Source organism: Pseudoclavibacter sp. JSM 162008 (assembly GCF_041366455.1).
Taxonomy (GTDB): Bacteria; Actinomycetota; Actinomycetes; order Actinomycetales; family Microbacteriaceae; genus Pseudoclavibacter.
The window spans coordinates 58080-75221 of record NZ_JBEWYX010000008.1; the positions used below are offsets into that span (position 1 = coordinate 58080).

At 68.4% G+C, this 17142-nt stretch carries 18 protein-coding genes; 1 reads left to right on the forward strand and 17 read right to left on the reverse strand.

What is annotated here, in order from left to right; translation table 11 throughout:
- Positions 1–80: 80 nt before the first annotated feature.
- The 8 genes from ABVF28_RS08460 to glmS all read right to left on the reverse strand — a co-directional run bounded on the left by ABVF28_RS08460 (position 81) and on the right by glmS (position 8220).
- Complete coding sequence (locus tag ABVF28_RS08460) at positions 81–674, reverse strand: DUF4190 domain-containing protein (protein ID WP_371030187.1); 594 nt, start codon at positions 672–674, stop codon at positions 81–83.
- A gap of 134 nt (positions 675–808) precedes the next feature.
- Positions 809–1330 (reverse strand): hypothetical protein, encoded by a 522-nt coding sequence (locus ABVF28_RS08465; RefSeq protein ID WP_371030188.1) that lies wholly within the window; start codon positions 1328–1330, stop codon positions 809–811.
- On the reverse strand, positions 1327–2922 hold the full coding sequence (gene tsaD, locus ABVF28_RS08470; protein WP_371030246.1) for a tRNA (adenosine(37)-N6)-threonylcarbamoyltransferase complex transferase subunit TsaD: 1596 nt from the start codon (positions 2920–2922) through the stop codon (positions 1327–1329). The genes ABVF28_RS08465 and tsaD overlap by 4 nt, the downstream gene beginning before the upstream one ends.
- Positions 2922–3530 (reverse strand): tRNA (adenosine(37)-N6)-threonylcarbamoyltransferase complex dimerization subunit type 1 TsaB, encoded by a 609-nt coding sequence (gene tsaB / locus ABVF28_RS08475; protein ID WP_371030189.1) that lies wholly within the window; start codon positions 3528–3530, stop codon positions 2922–2924. The genes tsaD and tsaB overlap by 1 nt, the downstream gene beginning before the upstream one ends.
- Positions 3531–3540: 10 nt before the next feature.
- Positions 3541–4119, reverse strand: coding sequence for a tRNA (adenosine(37)-N6)-threonylcarbamoyltransferase complex ATPase subunit type 1 TsaE (gene tsaE / locus ABVF28_RS08480; RefSeq protein ID WP_371030190.1), 579 nt, complete (start codon positions 4117–4119; stop codon positions 3541–3543).
- Position 4120: 1 nt separating this feature from the next.
- Positions 4121–5992: an alanine racemase gene (locus tag ABVF28_RS08485; protein ID WP_371030191.1), complete on the reverse strand. Its 1872-nt coding sequence runs from the start codon at positions 5990–5992 to the stop codon at positions 4121–4123.
- Entirely contained in the window at positions 5989–6363 is a 375-nt protein-coding gene (locus ABVF28_RS08490) for a holo-ACP synthase (protein ID WP_104312697.1), read from the reverse strand. The genes ABVF28_RS08485 and ABVF28_RS08490 overlap by 4 nt, the downstream gene beginning before the upstream one ends.
- Positions 6364–6369: 6 nt before the next feature.
- On the reverse strand, positions 6370–8220 hold the full coding sequence (glmS, locus tag ABVF28_RS08495; RefSeq protein ID WP_371030192.1) for a glutamine--fructose-6-phosphate transaminase (isomerizing): 1851 nt from the start codon (positions 8218–8220) through the stop codon (positions 6370–6372).
- A gap of 60 nt (positions 8221–8280) precedes the next feature.
- Between glmS and coaA the strand changes: the two genes are divergently transcribed.
- On the forward strand, positions 8281–9231 hold the full coding sequence (gene coaA / locus ABVF28_RS08500; RefSeq protein ID WP_104254010.1) for a type I pantothenate kinase: 951 nt from the start codon (positions 8281–8283) through the stop codon (positions 9229–9231).
- Positions 9232–9475: 244 nt separating this feature from the next.
- On the opposite strand, the gene ABVF28_RS08505 is transcribed toward coaA, so the two are convergent.
- The 9 genes from ABVF28_RS08505 to truA form a co-directional block, all read right to left on the reverse strand.
- On the reverse strand, positions 9476–10612 hold the full coding sequence (locus ABVF28_RS08505; RefSeq protein ID WP_371030193.1) for a mannitol-1-phosphate 5-dehydrogenase: 1137 nt from the start codon (positions 10610–10612) through the stop codon (positions 9476–9478).
- Complete coding sequence (locus tag ABVF28_RS08510; RefSeq protein ID WP_371030194.1) at positions 10612–11046, reverse strand: PTS sugar transporter subunit IIA; 435 nt, start codon at positions 11044–11046, stop codon at positions 10612–10614. The genes ABVF28_RS08505 and ABVF28_RS08510 overlap by 1 nt, the downstream gene beginning before the upstream one ends.
- 77 nt (positions 11047–11123) lie before the next feature.
- Positions 11124–12671 carry a PTS mannitol transporter subunit IICB gene (locus ABVF28_RS08515; RefSeq protein ID WP_371030195.1) on the reverse strand — a complete coding sequence of 516 codons (1548 nt, stop codon included), beginning with the start codon at positions 12669–12671 and terminating at the stop codon, positions 11124–11126.
- A gap of 105 nt (positions 12672–12776) precedes the next feature.
- A complete protein-coding gene (locus ABVF28_RS08520) occupies positions 12777–13034 on the reverse strand; it encodes an HPr family phosphocarrier protein (protein WP_068479230.1) in 258 nt (85 codons plus the stop codon).
- 276 nt (positions 13035–13310) lie between these two features.
- Complete coding sequence (glmM, locus tag ABVF28_RS08525; protein ID WP_371030196.1) at positions 13311–14675, reverse strand: phosphoglucosamine mutase; 1365 nt, start codon at positions 14673–14675, stop codon at positions 13311–13313.
- A gap of 15 nt (positions 14676–14690) precedes the next feature.
- Positions 14691–15176 carry a 30S ribosomal protein S9 gene (rpsI, locus tag ABVF28_RS08530; protein ID WP_104242637.1) on the reverse strand — a complete coding sequence of 162 codons (486 nt, stop codon included), beginning with the start codon at positions 15174–15176 and terminating at the stop codon, positions 14691–14693.
- A 26-nt stretch (positions 15177–15202) separates the two neighbouring features.
- Positions 15203–15646: a 50S ribosomal protein L13 gene (rplM, locus tag ABVF28_RS08535; protein ID WP_068479234.1), complete on the reverse strand. Its 444-nt coding sequence runs from the start codon at positions 15644–15646 to the stop codon at positions 15203–15205.
- Between the two features lie 192 nt (positions 15647–15838).
- Positions 15839–16168, reverse strand: a complete 330-nt coding sequence (locus tag ABVF28_RS08540; protein ID WP_371030197.1) for a hypothetical protein — start codon at positions 16166–16168, stop codon at positions 15839–15841.
- Between the two features lie 34 nt (positions 16169–16202).
- Positions 16203–17126, reverse strand: coding sequence for a tRNA pseudouridine(38-40) synthase TruA (gene truA / locus ABVF28_RS08545; RefSeq protein WP_371030198.1), 924 nt, complete (start codon positions 17124–17126; stop codon positions 16203–16205).
- Positions 17127–17142 lie beyond the last annotated feature (16 nt).

Consider the following 17142-nt stretch of genomic DNA (forward strand, 5'->3'; position numbering starts at 1 on the left):
TCTTGCGGGCGTCCGTCAGACCCTAGGTTCCCAGGGTTTGACTGGGAACCGTCACACAAGGTGCGGTCGGTCGTTGACGCTCAGTAGGAGCTGAGGCCGCCGAGGAGTCCGATACCGCCGAAGAAGAGCAGCGCGAGGACGATGAGGAGGAGCAGCCCGAAGACGGAGATGAACCCGAGCACGATGGAGGTGACGGCGAGGGCGCGGCCTCGCGGCTCGCGGCGCAGCGCGATGAAACCGCACACGACGCCAGCGATGCCGACCATCCACCACACGAACTGGAGCACCGGGATCAGCGCGACCAGGAACGAGCCGCCGCTGAGGCAGAGCGCGACGATGCTGAGGGTGAGCGTGCCGGCTGCTGGCGGTCGCGGGCCGGCGTATGGGGCTTGCGTGTAGGGGGCGACCGGATAGGCGGGGTGCTGTGCGGGCATGGGCTGCCCACTTCCCGCGTACCCCTGGCCGTACCCCGTCGAGCTGGCTGTGCCTGTCGAGAATCCAGGATCGTAGCCTGACGAGGCGACGTCGGGGGTCGAGAAGAGTGGAACGGATGCGCCGCCACCCCGCTGATCGAGCGAGTCCTGGCGCACATCCGCGGCCCGGTCTTCAGGACGTTCGTTGAGATTCGGGGCGGGGATCCGCGCTCCGGGGCCTTCTGGTGTTGACCAGGTCATGTCCGCTCCTCTCAAAGCGTCTTGGGATGCTCCAACGGTACGGCCGCGGGCTTGGCGGAGCGTCATCCCCGCGGTCAGAGCACCGTCATCCCGCAGGATGACTTCACGGCAGGCAGGACAACCCGCGGCTTGCCTCAGGCGACGGCGAACGCGAAGCCGACGCAGCCGACGGCGATGACCGCCGCGAGCACGAGGGCCACGACCCAACCGCGATGCCGACGCGCGAGCACTGCCAGCAGCACGGCGACCGCGGCGATGCTCGCACCGGTGTACAGCGGCCAGAGCGGAGACGGCGTCACCGCGACCGAGAGCGCGGTTGCGCCGATGCCGGCCGCGAGCGACAGCAGCACGGAGACGACAAGCGCGAACCGGCTCAGGCCCAGACCTGCGAGCTCAGGCGATTTCGTCGTCGGAGCGGATGCTGACGCGGTGGCCTGGACATGCGCGACGGCCGGGTCGACCTCCACGCGCGGAGCCGACGCAGCGACCGCGGCGGTTTCGGTGCCGGCCTCCGCCGGCGGGTGACCGTCTGCGGTCGTCCGCGGGGTGAGCGCCGAGTAGGCGGCGTTGCTGGTGTCCTCGACCGGGGTGCGGTCGATCGGCGGCAGCTCCACCGGTTTGCGCGGCGGCAGCTTCGGCTGCTCCGGTGTCGTCACGCGATTCCCCCTCCTGCTGAATCCCTCATCGCTGATCCCACCTGCACCCCGAGGGGCGTCGCCACCGGCAGGGTCGAATCCGCGGCGAAGTCGAGCGGCACCGGCGCCTTGCCCGCGGCGAAGAGCATCGCACCGACCGCGGCGATCATCGCCCCGTTGTCCGTGCAGAGACGGAGGGGTGGGATGCGCAGCTCGATCCCGGCGTCCGCGCAGCGCTCCTCGGCAAGCTCACGCACACGGGCGTTGGCCGCTACTCCCCCGCCGAGAACAAGACGGGGCACGCCGAGTTCGGTGCAGGCGGCGACCGCTTTGGCGGTGAGCACATCGGCCACCGCCTCCCGGAAGCTCGCGGCGACGTCGGCGACGGGCACGGGCTCGCCTGCATCCTCCCGCGCCTCCACCCACCGGGCGACAGCGGTCTTGAGGCCCGAGAACGAGAAGTCGTAGCGATGCTTCTCGAGGTCCTTCGGCTTGGTCAGTCCCCGCGGGAAGCGGATCGCCCTCGGGTCGCCGCCGGCGGCAGCCTTGTCGATCTCCGGACCGCCCGGGTACGGCAGGCGGAGCAGGCGCGCTACCTTGTCGAATGCCTCGCCCGCCGCATCGTCGATCGTCTCACCGAGCAGCTCGACATCATCGACGAGGTCGCGAACGTGCAGGAGAGACGTGTGCCCGCCCGAGACGAGCAGCGCGACGGCGGGCAGCTCGAGCTGGCCGACATCGTCGCGGAGCACGTCAGCCGCGACGTGGCCGACGAGGTGGTTCACCGCGTAGAGCGGGATGCCTGTGGCGACGTGCAGCGCCTTGGCCGCCGCCGTGCCGACCATGAGCGCCCCCGCGAGGCCAGGGCCCTGGGTCACGGCGATGGCATCGAGCTCATCGAGCGTCACCCCCGCTGTCTCGAGGGCCGCGGCGATCGTCGGCACGATGGCATCGGCGTGGGCGCGCGCGGCGATCTCCGGCACGACGCCACCGAAGATGGCGTGCTCATCCATGGACGAAGCCACCTCGTTGGCGAGCAGTTCGCGACCGCGGACGATGCCGACGCCGGTCTCGTCGCACGACGACTCGATGCCGAGCACCAGCGGCTCCCGTCGCGAACCCGCCGCGGCGCGCGTTTCCGCAGACACCCGAACCGCTGGCAGCTGGCCGCGCATCACGATCGCATCCACACCCTCTCTTGGGTAGTACTTCGGCCTCCGGCCGATCTCCTCGAAGCCGAGCCCGGAGTACAGGGCCCGGGCCGCCTCACCGTTCTCGCGCACCTCGAGGAACACCTGCTTCGCGCCGCGGCCCTCGGCCCAGGCGAACAGCTCGGCCAGCATCCGCGTCGCCCACCCGCCGCGCCGGAGCCGCTCGTCGACGGCGATCGTCTGCACATCCGCCTCACCACCGCCCTGCAGCGCCATGACTCCTGCGGCCGCGAGGATCTCACCCGTAGCCGCGTCCTCGACGACGACATACCTCGTGTGCTGGCTCTTGACCTCGCCAGCGAGCATGGACGGCGACCACGGGTCGAGCGGGAACGCCGCCTCGTCGAGCCTCACCATGGCTGGGATGTCGTCGTGGGACGCGTCGCGAAGCACGGCCCGCATCATCCGGTCACCCGCTTCGGGCCGTTCGATGGAACGGCATCGGCGCCACGCAGGTAGACGATCGAGTTCGGCTCGGCTTCGAGACCCTGCACCTCGCGGTCGAGCCAGGCGAGGGCGAGGTGAGCGGCCGAGATCGTGCGCGTGTCGAAACGGTGCGCGGCACCGGGAACGGCGTCAGGTCTGTGCAGCTCGCACGAGCTCGCAACCAGGAGGCCCTGTTCGTAGCGGGAGCAGGCGAGCTCACCGCGCCGGGCATCAGTCGACACGAGGAGGTCGCCGTTCGCCTCCGGATGCGCGGCACGCCAATCGTGGGCCGCCGCGTCGTGGCTCGGCATCGGGATGAAGCGCGCACCACGAGCGAACGCGAACGTGCGTGCCGCCGCGACGCCCACACGGAGCCCCGTGAACGGGCCGGGGCCCATCCCGCCGATCACCTGCGTGACGTGCTGGGGTGAGAGCCCCGCCTGGGCGAGCACCGTCTGGATGGCGTTGCCGACCGCCTCGGCATGGTGCCGGGTGTCGGAGCTGCGCAGCTCACCGAGCACGCGACCGTGCGGGGTGACGATCGCGACATCCGTGCCCGCTGACGTATCGATCGCTAAGAGCATGCGGTCGATTCTACGCGGGGGACGCGCCGAACTCGGTGCGCAGCGCGCGCCCGAGCGACTCGCCGACGGGACGGTCCCACACCCCGTGGACGCTCAAGGTCAGACGGCGTGGGTCGAGCGGCTCGTCGTCGGCGTCATCATCATCGTGACCCCCACCCGACAGGGCCCGTTCAGCCTCTGGCGCCGCACGGAACGACGCCGTCGAACGGTCGATGGTGAGCTCCAGCCAGCGATCGGCGACCAGCGGCACCGCATCCCGCCCCCACTCGACGACGGTCACGCTCGCAGCCAGATCGAGTCCGAGGTCGTCGAGCTCCGCGGGGTGCCCGAGGCGGTAGGCGTCGACGTGGATGAGCTCGGGACCGCCCACGAGCGACGGATGGGTGCGGGCGAGCACGAACGTCGGACTCGTGACCGGTCCGCGAACGCCGAGTGCCGAGCCGAGTCCGCGCGCGAACGTCGTCTTGCCTGCGCCCAGTGGGCCGGTGAGCACGAGCACGTCGCCGGCCACCAGCTGACCGCCGATGATCTCGCCAGCCCGAACCATGTCGTCGGCCGTGGCGAGACCGACGATGGCACTCGGTGTCATCTCAGCTCCCATCTTCTTCCCCCTGGAGTTCCCGGCGCACGACGCGCGTGCCCAGCGCCGCCACGAAGGCCCTGGGTTCGACGCCAGACCATGAGGCCCATTCATCGAGGCGGATGTCCTGAGGGCCCGAACCGAAGACGGAGACCGGCATGCCGATCCACGCCTCCTGATCCTGGAGGTCGATGACCACCTGGTCCATGGCCACGCGTCCGACGATCGGTCGCCGCCGGCCACCGACGACCACCTCGGCCCGGCCTGCGACCCGACGGGGAATGGCGTCGGCGTAGCCGAGTGGGACAAGACCCAGGATCGTGGACTCCTCGGCGACCCAGTCGTAGCCGTAGGAGACGCCGTGCCCTGCGGCGACACGCTTGACGTGCACGAGCTCGCTCGCGAGAGAGACCGCCGCGTGCGCTCCCAGCCCGTCGAACCCGTAGACCGCGCGGGTGCCGGCGTCCCTCGTGCGCTCGTGGTCGACGAGCGTGCTGCTCCGTGCCGACTCCCCGATGTGCGCGAGCTCCGCCGTGGTCGCGACGAGCGGGAGCAGGCCGTGTTCGAGGGCAAGACCGGCGACGAGTCGCGCGCCGAGCCCGTACGCGTCCGCGGAGACGTCGACGCTGAACATCCGAGCCGCCTGGCGAGCTCCCGTCCCATCGGCGAGCGCCTTCGCGAGGCCGCGTGCTCGCTCGCCCATGCGCGTGCGCAGCAGCTCGACGTCGACGGTGAGCTCCCGCCGCGGCGCGAGACCGTCGGTCCGCGCCGGGAAGCCCGCAGCGTCGTCCGGCGCTGCGCCGCCGAGTGCGGACGGGCGGCGCGGGATGCGCGCACTGAGCCGGGTGACGACCTCGTAGTTGATGGTGCCCGCCGCGGCCGCCCAGTCGTCGGCGCTCGCAGAGCGATCCGCGTCGATGACCAGCAGGCGAGGCTGCTCGTCACGCGCGGCTGCCTGCTCGGACGGGGCGACGTCAGCGTCGACCGGCTCGATGCGAAGCTCCAGGGCCTCGATCGATGCCAGGCGCCAGCCGGCCCCCGCGTCGTCCGTGAAGAGCAGCGAACCCGGTGCAACCGGGGGCAGCCCGGCTGCATGCCCGACGTCGACTCGAAAACCTCGTTGGTCTTCGCGGATCGGAGCGCTCAGCGCGAGCGCCGGTCGCAGGGCCACGGGACAGTCGGCGTCCGCGGAGAACGGCGAGAGCCCGTACAGCGAGACGCCGAGGCGCACGAGGTCCAAGCGGGCCTCCGGCAACGTCATCGAGCCCGCCGTCGCGGCCAGATGCCGGATCGACGGAGTCAGCCCGCAGCGTTCCGCGAGATCAAGCGCACGCTCGAACGAGGTGAGCTGGGCGACGTCAGCCGCGTGGCCCGCACCCGCGAGGTGACTGAAGAGCCCGTCGAGCCGGATGATGCCTCGTTGCTCGAGCTCGGCCGCCTTCGTGAACGCGGCTTCCCACTCGAGCACACTGATCCCGTTGCGCCCGAGGCCGGTGTCGAGCTTGAGATGCACCGCCACGGAGCGATCCGAGTGCTCGAGGCGACCAAGACCGATGTCCAGGAGTTCAAGCTGGGCGAGCGAGGAGATGCCCAGCTCGATCTCGGCGCCCAGCGCCGCGAGCCAATCGGTGCGGGCCCCGTGCATCCAAGCGAGGATGGGCGCGGTGATGCCAGCCGCCCGGAGCGCGAACGCCTCAGCGAGGTCGACGACGCCGAGGCGCTCCGCTCCGCCCTCGAGTGCGGCCCGCGCTACGTCGGACGCCCCGTGCCCATAGGCGTTCGCCTTGACGACGGCGAGGAGGGGCGTGCCGGTGAGCTCGGCGACCGCGCGCACGTTCGCCCGGATTGCATCGAGGTCGACGTCGATGCGGGCGCCGGTCACGCGCCCGCTCCAGCGCCGACAGCCCGCTCGGCGATGACAAACGCGGTCGCCGTCGTGCGCTCATGGGTGAGCGAGAGGTGCAGGTGGTCGACACCCACGGCGTCGAGGTGCGCGCGGAGCGCGGGGGTCACCGCGAACTCGGGTCGACCCGCGGGACCGCTCTCCACCTCGAAATCGAGGAAGCTGAGCGACCCGATCCCGCCGAGCGCCTTCACGGCCGCCTCGCGAGCCGCGAACCGTGCGCCGAGTGACGCCACAGACCGCTCCCGCTCAGCGGGAGTGAAGAGTCGTTCACGCAAGCGCGGCGCCCGCTGCAAGGCCCGCGCGAACCGCGCGAGCTCCACAGTGTCCACTCCGATACCGACGATCACGCTCGACTACTCGACGGTGACGGACTTCGCCAGGTTGCGAGGCTGGTCGACGTCGAGGCCCTTCGCCGTCGCCAGCTCGATCGCGAAGATCTGCAGCGGCACAACCGCGAGGAGCGGCTCGAAGAAGGGCTCTGTCGGCGGAACCGCGATGACCTCGTCGGCATACGGCAGCACGGCCGCGTCGCCGACCTCGCAGATCGCGAGCACCCGGGCGCCGCGCGCGCGGATCTCCTGGATGTTCGAGACGATCTTCGGGTGCAGCGTGTCGTCGTGGCGAGGGCTCGGCACGATGACGAACACGGGCTGCCCAGGTTCGATGAGCGCGATCGGGCCGTGCTTGAGCTCGCCCGCCGCGAAGCCCTCCGCGTGGATGTACGCGATCTCCTTGAGCTTGAGCGCGCCCTCAAGCGCGATCGGGTAGCCCACATTGCGGCCCAGGTACAGCACCGAACGGGTGTCGGCCATCCAGTTCGCGAGCTCGTGGATGCGTTCCCGAACGCCGAGGACCGTGCGCACCTTCTCGGGGATCGTCTGGAACTCCGTGAGGAGCTCCTCGCGGCGCTCGTCGGTCATCGTGCCGCGCACGGTGGCCGTGTAGATGCCCAGCAGGTAGAGCGCGGTGATCTGGGCGAGGAACGCCTTGGTCGATGCGACCGCGACCTCGGGCCCCGCGTGCGTGTAGACGACCGCGTCCGACTCGCGCGGGATCGTCGCGCCCTGCGTGTTGCAGATCGAGAGCGTCTTCGCGCCTCGGGACATGGCGTAGCGAACCGCCATGAGCGTGTCCATGGTCTCGCCCGACTGGCTCATCGAGACGATGAGGGTGCGGGAGTCGAGGACAGGGTCCCGGTAGCGGAACTCGTGGGCGAGCTCCACCTGCACGGGTACTCTGGCCCACTTCTCCATGGCGTACGCGCCGACCTGCGCCGAGTACGCGGCCGTTCCGCACGCGACGATGATGATGCGGTGGATGTCGTTGAAGAAGTCGTCCCCGAGCGCATCGAGATCCGGCAGCACCACTCGACCCTCGACGATGCGACCGCGCAGCGTGTTCGCGACGGCCTCCGGGTCCTCGTCGATCTCCTTGGCCATGAAGCTCGGCCAGCCACCCTTCTCGGCGGCTGACGCGTCCCACGACACCTCGAACGCCTCTGCCGTGGCAGGCTCGCCATCGAACGTCGTGATCTCAACCGAATCCGGTCGCACGAGCACGATCTGCTCCTGACCGACGGCCAGTGCGCGCGGCGTGTACTCGACGAAGGCGGCGACGTCGGAGCCGAGGAAGTTCTCTCCATCGCCGAGGCCGATGACCAGCGGCGAGTTGAGACGCGCTCCGACGACGAGTCCGGGCTCGTTCGCGTGCACGGCGAGGAGCGTGAACGCTCCGTCGAGACGGCGGACCACGGCGCGGAAGGCCTGCTCGAGGCTGCCGACCTCGCGATAGACGTGGCCGATCATGACGGCCGCGACCTCCGTATCGGTCTCCGACTGGAAGGTGTAGCCCAGCTCGACGAGCTCGGTCTTCAGCTCGGCGAAGTTCTCGATGATCCCGTTGTGAATGACGGCCAGCTTGCCGTCATCGGCGAGGTGCGGATGCGCGTTCGCGTCCGTCGGACCGCCGTGCGTCGCCCACCTGGTGTGGCCGATACCCGTGTGGCCATCGGAAAGCGGGTGGCGCTCCAGGTCCTCACGCAGCACCTTCAGCTTGCCCGCACGCTTGCGGGTCTCGATCTGCCCCTCATCATCGATGACCGCGACACCAGCGGAGTCGTACCCCCGGTACTCGAGTCTTGCGAGGCCGCCCATCAGGATGTCAAGGCTCTCTCGTGGACCAACGTAACCAACAATTCCGCACATACGGGCCATCTTAGGGGCACCGCTCATGCGGGGCCGGACACCGCACTAGACTCGCGTTCTATGTCCGCAACTGGTCAGATTCCGCGCAGCGGAGGAGACTCGCCCTTCGTCGAGATCCTCCGCCAGGACTGGGCCGACCTGGCACCATCCACCCCGATGACGCTCGACGAATCCGACCTCATCCGGCTCCGCGGCCTCGGGGACCACCTTGATCTCGACGAGGTCCGGGACGTCTACGTGCCGCTCTCCCGCCTCATCAACCTGTACGTCTCGAACGCCCGTTCCCTGCACCGGGCGACCAGCGGCTTCCTCGGCGAGCGCAGCGCATCCACCCCGTTCGTCATCGGCGTCGCCGGGTCGGTGGCCGTCGGGAAGTCGACGGTGTCGCGCCTGCTGCGCGAGCTCCTGCGCCGCTGGGAGGACACGCCCCGCGTCGAGCTCGTCACCACGGACGGCTTCCTCTACCCCAACGCGGAGCTCGAACGCCGCGGCCTCATGGAACGCAAGGGCTTCCCGGAGTCGTACGACCAGCGGGCGCTGCTGCGGTTCATCACGAAGGTGAAGAGCGGTGCGGCTGAGGCTCGCGCGCCGTTCTACTCGCACCTGAGCTACGACATCGTCCCCGACGCCGAGATCGTCGTGAATCAGCCGGATGTCCTCATCGTCGAGGGGCTCAACGTGCTCCAGCCCCCGCGCGCTCACTCGCTCGCCGTGAGCGACATGTTCGACTTCTCCATCTACGTCGACGCGCGCTCCGAAGACATCGCCCGCTGGTACGAGCAGCGCTTCCTCTCGCTGCAGCGCGGCGCGTTCACGAACCCGAGGTCGTACTTCCGGCGCTTCGCCGATCTCAGCACCGATGAGGCCCTCGAGCATGCCCGCAGCATCTGGTCGCGCATCAACGGCCCGAACCTGCGCGAGAACGTCATGCCGACCCGCTCCCGCGCGCAGCTCGTGCTTCGGAAGGCGAGCGACCACACCGTACGCAGCGTCCTCCTCCGCAAGGTCTGAGCCCGACTCCTCACGCTCGCACCCTCGGGCGCCCAGGTCGGGGTCTCGTCGTGCACCGCCGTACTCGGTCGCGCGCCGCGGCGTCGAGGTCTCGGGATGGCGGCCTCGCTTCGTTGCGGGAAACTTCCCGCAAGAGAGGAAGGTTCCCATCCCGAGACGACGTGGCACCGCTGGGCGGCCGATCAGCAGGACGCCCCCTCCGAGCGGGCTCGGAAGGGGCGTCCTGCCTGCGTGGAGCGGATGCCTAGGCGGTGCGTGCCGCCTGCGCCTGCTCGACCTCGGCGACGACCGCCGCGAAGAGCGCGCCGCTCTCGAGGCCGGTCACCTCGCGAGTGAACGTCTCCGCGTCCAGCGTGGCGAGCTTCTGCTGCAGCTCGACGCTCTCCTGGTCTGCCTCGACGTCGAACCGAAGGGCCGCTCCGATCGCTCGCACGAGGGCGTCGTACGACAGCCCTGCGGCGGCAGCCTCCGACGCCGGACGCACGAAGCGCTCCTTCGCCGAGAGCTTGCGCAGCGGCTGACGGCCGACACGAGCGGGCTGGTCGGGCAGATCACGGTTCGCGAACCTCGAGAGCGTCGTCGCGACGTACTCGGCGTGGTCGGCTTCCGAGAAGCCGAACTGTGAGACGAGCACTCGGCTCGTCTCGCCGAGCACCGCTTCGACCTCTGCCGCGACCGCAGGAAGCGCGAGCGCATCCTGCATGTTCGTGGCACCCGCGACGAAGCCGTGATAGGCGATCGTCGCGTGACCCGTGTTCACCGTGAAGAGCTTGCGCTCGATGTACGGCTCGAGGTCGTCCACGAAGTGCGCGGCCGGGATGTTGGGCTCGGCACCGTCGAAGGGCGTCCGGTCGATCGTCCACTCGAAGAAGTCCTCGACGGTGACGTCCACTCCGTCGACAGCCTGCTCGGGAACGATGCGGTCGACGGCGGTGTTGGCGAAGACCGCTCGATCGGCCAGCTCCTCAGCGCCTTCGAGGACAGGCCCCCTGAGCGTGTCGGATGCGCCGATCGCGTTCTCGCACGCCATGACCGCCAGCCTCGGCGCATCAGCCGCGCGGGCTGCGAGGCCCTTGCGGATGACGGGCGCGATGAAACGGAGCACGTTCGGACCGACAGCGCACGTGACGACGTCGGCCGTCGCGATCTCCTGCACGACCTCGTCCTCGTGCGTGGCCGAGTTGATCGCCCTGAAGCGATCGACGACGTGGCTCTTCGCGGATGAGCCGACCTCGTGCACCGTGTAGGTGTCGACCGCCTGAAGGGCGCCGATGAGATCGGCGTTGACGTCGGCGTAGACGACCTCGTACCCGGCTTCATGCAGGACGAGCCCGATGAACCCGCGCCCGATGTTGCCAGCTCCGATGTGGACTGCCTTCATTACTCGTTCACGTCCCCGAGGAGCCGCGCGAGCTCTTCCGGTGTCTCCGCCTTCAGGAGGGCTTCCACGTTGCCCTCGTCGCTGAACACGATCGCGACGCTCGAGAGGATCTCGAGGTGGCCGCCGTCCTTGCCTGCGATGCCGATGACGAAACGAGTCTCGTTTCCGCCCCAGTCGATGGGCTCGTCGTAGCGGATCACGGAGAGGGCGGAACCGAGGATCGAGTCCTTGGCCTCGTTCGTGCCGTGCGGGATAGCGAGGTAGTTGCCCATGAACGTCGAGACGCTCTGCTCGCGATCGTGCATCGCCTGGATGTAGTCCTGCGTCACGGCACCGGCTGCGACGAGCAGCTCGCCCGCTTCCGTGATGGCTTCCTCGCGCGTTCGTGCGGTTCCGCCGAGACGGATGCTGTCGAGGCTCAGTACTTCTGCCATTTTTTCGGTTCCTTTCGATAGGAGGCCCCGAGCTGGAGTGTTCCAGCTCGGGGCCGAGGGTCAATCGATGGCGGGGCTCACTGGTTGGCGAGCCTAGCCACGACCTCGTCATACCTGGGGCTGTTCATGAAGTTTTCCACGGACACGTGGATCGCGTCTGGGGACTTCTGCTTCGCCCGGTCCGTGAGGTCCTGGTGCGTGACGATGAGGTCCGGTGTTGCATCGAGGTTCGCGATCGAGACGTTCTTCACGTTGATCCCCTCGATTCCGGCCTTCTTGATCTTGTTCCTGAGCACGGATGCGCCCATGGCGCTCGAGCCCATGCCGGCATCGCACGCGAACACGACGTTGGTGATCACCCTGGTTCCGACCGCGTCGCCACCGGCCTGCGTCGCAAGACCCGACAGCGCGTCGGACTTCTTCCCCTTGTTCGCTTCGGTCTGCGCGACAGCATCCGCGAAGCTGTTGGCTCCGGCAGCTTCCGCGGCCAGGTCCTTCTTGCGCGAGCTCAGCAGGATCGCGGCAGCGATCGCGAAGGTGACTCCGGCCGAGAACACGACCGACAGGATGACGCCGAGGTGGCTTCCCTGCGCCGTCATGATCATGATCGCGAAGATCGACCCGGGAGAAGCCGGTGCGACGAGACCCGAGCCGAAGATGACGTTCGTGAGGACACCGGTCGCGCCACCGCCGATGACCGCGAGGATCAGGGCGGGCTTCGCGAGCACGTACGGGAAGTAGATCTCGTGGATGCCGCCGAGGAACTGGATGACGACCGCGCCAGGTGCACTCGCGCGTGCGACGCCGACACCGAAGAAGCAGAACGCGAGGAGGAGTCCGAGACCGGGGCCGGGGTTCGCCTCGAGCAGGAACAGGATGCTCTTGCCCGCCTCTTCCGACTGCGCGACACCGAGGGGCGTGAGGACGCCCTGGTTGATCGCGTTGTTGAGGAAGAGGATCTTCGCGGGTTCGATGAGGATGCTCGCGAGCGGCAGCAGCCCAGCGTTGACGAGTGCGTCGACTCCCTCGCCGAGGCGTTCGGTGAGCCACGTGATGACCGGAGCGATCGCGAAGAACCCGGCGAGAGCCAGAATCATCGCGAGGATACCGGCGGAGAAGTTGTTGACGAGCATCTCGAAGCCGGCGCGGATCTTGCCGTCCCAGATGCTGTCGACCTTCTTCATGATCCATGCCGCGAGCGGGCCCATGATCATGGCGCCGATGAACATCGGGATTCCCGCGCCGACGATGACACCCATCGTCGCGATCGCGCCGACGACGCCACCACGCGTGTCGTAGACCATCTTGCCGCCCTGGTAGGCGATGAGAAGGGGCAGCAGGTACGTGATCATCGGGCCGACGAGGCCGGGGAAGGCCGAACCCTCTGGGTTCTCGTCGCTGATGGTGCCCGGGTCGATCGCCCAGCCACCGAGGGTGCCCCAGAGCTGGCCGTTGGCGGGGAACAGCTCGTTCAGCCAGCCGGTCTCGATGAAGAGCGTGGTGATGAGGCCCCAGGCGATGAACGCCGGGATATTCGGCATGACCATGCCGGAGAGGAACGCACCGAACTTCTGGACGCCGACCCGGGCGCCCTTGCGTTCGGTCGTAGTGGCTTCTGCAGTCATTGTTGCTCCAAGCAGTCCCCATGCGCGGGGATCGGAGGGGAGAAGTCAGTTCGACTGTTCCCGGATTTCAAGAATTGGCCGAGTGGCCAGAGCGCGCGCGGCGGCTCAAGCGTCGTGGTCGGTCTCCAGAAGAGCCACGAGCTGGTCGGCGACGGCTTCGTCTCCATCAACGGAGAGGGTGATCTCGTCACCCTTGGAGACGCCAAGCGAGAGAACGCCGAGGATGCTGGCCGCGTTGACGCTCTTGTCGCCCTTCGCGATCGTCACCGGGACGCCCGCTTCGGTTGCTGCCTGCACGAAGATCGCTGCGGGACGTGCGTGAAGGCCGTGTTCCGAGGCGACGGTGATCTTGCGTTCGATCATGGAGAGCTCCTTACGATTGGCGGGATTTCCGCGTGTTGAGCATATCCACGCGCGAAGCCCGAGATGCGAGATTGTCACCAAAACTTTGCCTCGGGCTTTGTTTTGTTCGCACACCGAGGTGCGCTCCCCTCACGGAAGGCTCACTGAGGGTGCCAGAGGCGAGGCTGGAGGATCAAGAGGAGTCCCGCAGAACGAGAACGGGGTTCCGCCGCACCATGTGCTGGTGCGGCGGAACCCCGTTCTTGAATGGTGTCCGCGGTGCCTCGCGAGCCCGACTCAGAGAGCCAGGCGTTCGCGGACGACCGCGGCAAGGGCCTCTGCGTGACGTTGCGCGGTCTCCTGCTCCCCGGCTTCGATCATGACGCGCACGAGTGGCTCGGTGCCGGACGGGCGCAGCAGCACTCGTCCGCTCTCACCGAGGTCGCGTGCGACCTGGGCGACTGCAGCCTGCAGCGGTTCGTCGGTGGCGCAGTCTTCCTTCCGCACCCCCGGCACGTTGATGAGCACCTGCGGGTAGACGCGCATGACGGATGCGAGTTCGGCGAGGGTCTTGCCCGTGCGCCGCATCTCCGCAGCGATGTGGAGTCCGGTGAGAATGCCATCCCCCGTCGTCGCATAGTCGGTCAGGATCACGTGCCCCGACTGCTCGCCACCGAGAGCGAGGCCTCGCTCGTTGAGCTCCTCGAGCACGTATCGGTCGCCGACCTTGGTCTCGATCATGCGGATGCCTGCTTCGCGCATCGCGATCTTGAGGCCGAGGTTCGACATGACGGTCGCCACGAGCGTGTCTTCACGCAGGGCGCCGCGTCGGCGCATGGAGACGGCTAGGATCGCCATGATCTGGTCGCCGTCGACGACGTTCCCGTCAGCATCGATGGCGAGGCAGCGGTCGGCGTCGCCGTCGTGGGCGATGCCGAGATCAGCCCCGAGGTCCGTCACGGTGCGCGCCAGCTCACCGAGGTGGGTCGACCCGACGCCCTCGTTGATGTTGAGGCCGTTGGGCGCGTTGCCGATGACCGTCACCTGCGCGCCAGCATCGGTGAAGACCTCGGGAGAGACCCCCGCGGCCGCACCGTGGGCGCAGTCGAGCACGACGTGCAGTCCCCGCAGCGGCGAAATGCCGTCCTCGCGGAGCGGCAGGCTGCGCAGCAGGTGGAGCGCGTAGCGGTCTTCCGCGTCGGCGAACCGCTCGATGCTCCCCACACCAGCACCGGTCGGCGTGAGCTTCTCTCCGCCGAGCAGCGCCTCGATCTGATTCTCCAGATCGTCGGCCAGCTTGCGTCCGCCGCGCGCGAAGAACTTGATCCCGTTGTCGGGCGCAGGGTTGTGCGACGCGGAGATCATGACGCCGAAGTCTGCGCCGATCTCCGCCGTCAGGAACGCGGCGGCAGGCGTGGGGATGACCCCGGCGTCGAGCACGTCGACCCCGGAGGAGGCGAGCCCAGCCGCGACGGCAGCTGAGATGAACTCGCCTGAGACCCGCGGATCGCGGGCCAAAACAGCACGAGGCCGCCGCCCGTGCTCGCGAGCAGATGTCGCGAGCACGATGGCAGCGGCCTGGGCGAGGCTGAGGGCGAGCTCGACCGTGAGGTGGTCGTTCGCAAGCCCACGAACCCCGTCCGTTCCGAAAAGCCTAGGCATTCGAAATGTCTGGACTTAGCGCTTCGAGTACTGAGGCGCCTTACGGGCCTTCTTGAGTCCGGCCTTCTTGCGCTCCTTGACGCGAGCGTCACGAGAGAGGAAGCCAGCCTTCTTGAGCTCCGGGCGGTTGTTCTCGCGGTCGATCTCGTTGAGAGCGCGCGCGATGCCGAGGCGGAGTGCACCGGCCTGACCGGAGGGTCCGCCACCTGAGATGCGTGCGATGACGTCGTACGCGCCACCGAGGCTCAGGATCGTGAACGGGTCGTTGATGAGCTGCTGGTGCAGCTTGTTCGGGAAGTAGTCGGCGATGTCGCGGTCGTTGACCGTGATGGTGCCGGTTCCCGGGATGAGGCGCACGCGGGCGATGGCCTGCTTGCGGCGACCGACAGCTGCACCGGGAACGGTGAGTGCCGGACGAGGAGCCTGGACGGCTGCCTCTGCCTCTGGGGTTTCGGTCGAGTAGCTCTGCGGCTGCTCGATGGACTCTGCAATGGTTGCCACTGTGTTCTCTTTCCTAGCTCGGGCCGCTACTGGGCAACCTGGTCGAAGACGTACGGCTTCGGCTGCTGGGCTGCGTGCGGGTGCTCAGCACCTGCGTAGACCTTGAGCTTCTTGAGCTGGTCGCGTCCGAGCGTGTTCTTGGGGAGCATGCCGCGGATCGCCTTCTCGACGGCGCGCGTTGGGTGCTTCTCGAGCATCTCCGTGTAGGAGGTCGCCGTGAGGCCGCCCGGGTAGCCCGAGTGGCGGTAGGCGAGCTTCTTCTGGAGCTTGGAGCCCGTCAGCGCGACCTTCTCAGCGTTGATGACGATGACGAAGTCGCCCATGTCAACGTGCTGAGCGAAGGTTGCCTTGTGCTTGCCGCGGAGCAGTGCTGCCGCGTGGGTTGCGAGACGGCCGAGAACGACATCAGTCGCGTCGATGACCACCCAGTCATGGGTGATGTCACCGCCCTTTGGTGTGTACGTGCGCATGAATGTGCACCTTTCGTCGAAATGAGGAGGTCGTGAATCCCGCTCTGTCGTGATGGTTGCGGATGACGTGCCGGGAACCGTGTCCCGGGGACGCTCAGCCGCGAACGTCACAGTCGAGGGCTCAACTTCGAAGCCGACACCGGAGTGCAGACAACTTGAGTAGCTTACGTCAGCGAACGTCCGATGGCAATCTCATGCGGGCACATGCGCGAGGCGGCGCGCGCGGATCGTCCGGAACCTCGCCGCCGCGCCGAACACGCCGACGATCAGCATGGTCCCCACTCCCCCGGCGATCAGGGATGCGGCGAAGAGGAAGGAGCCTAGGAAGAAGTCGGGGTCGGTCGGGTCGAGCGAGGGAATCGCCATGCTCACGACGCCGTAGGCGGCGACGATGATGCCGACTCCGAGCGCGGTCCAGGCCCCGGCCGCCGTGGCCCTGGGCCAGAGCTTCGAGGCCAGGCTCAGCAGGATGAAGACGGCGACGGGCAGAGCCAGCGCCGCGTAGCTGATGAGATCGACCATGCATCCAGTCTGAACGCTCGCGAGACCCTGGGAATCAGTCGGGAGATGTAGATCCCGCATCGACGCTCGGCGACTCAACCAGCGGCTCGACCAGATGCAGTGCCGGGCGCTGCGCCCTCGTCACCTGCTGGCGTGCGAGCAGCTCGTGCTCCGGCGGGTAGCCGACCCCCGTCAGCGTCAGTCCTCGCGCAGAGAGGACGGGGAACGCGCTGCTTCGCTCGGTGGCCTCGAGCAGCGCTGGCACGTCCTTCAAGCGGATGCGACCGGCCCCGACCTCAGCGCACATCCCCACAAGTGAGCGCACCATCGAGTGGCAGAACGCATCGGCCTCGAGGTGCGCGACGAGCACGCCGTGTTCATCGCGCATCCACTCGAACCGCTGCAGAGTTCGGATCGTCGTCGCGTTCGGGCGGGGCTTGCAGAAGCCGGCGAAGTCGTGGAGGCCTACGAGGGTCTCCGCCGCCGCCTGCATGAGACCAGCGTCCAGCGCGCGCGTGACAACGGCGGTCCGGTGCCGCTCGATGGGATTCGGGGGCGTGAGCCGATCTGCGATACGGAACTCGTAGCTGCGTGAGATCGCCGAGAAGCGCGCGTCGAAGCCGTCCGGCGCTGGTGACACACGCGCGATGACGACGTCGCTGTCACGCCCGAGGACACCGTTGGTGCGTCGGAGGAGGATCGCAGCGATGTCGTCGTCTGACCGCCGTCGGATGTTGTCGACCGCGCGCTCATCGAGATCGAGGTGCGCGACCTGAGCCGTGGCGTGGACGCCGGCGTCGGTCCTGCCCGCGACCGTGAGGAGCGGCCCGGGCGGGAGTTCGCGGGCAACGAGGCGAAGCGCGTCCTCGAGCGCCCCTTGGACGGTGCGCAGCTCGGGCTGCGCGGCCCAACCGCTGAACGCTGTCCCATCGTAGGCGACGTCCAGACGGAACCGTGCTGTGTCTCGCCCGTGCGCCATGAACCCATCTTCCCTT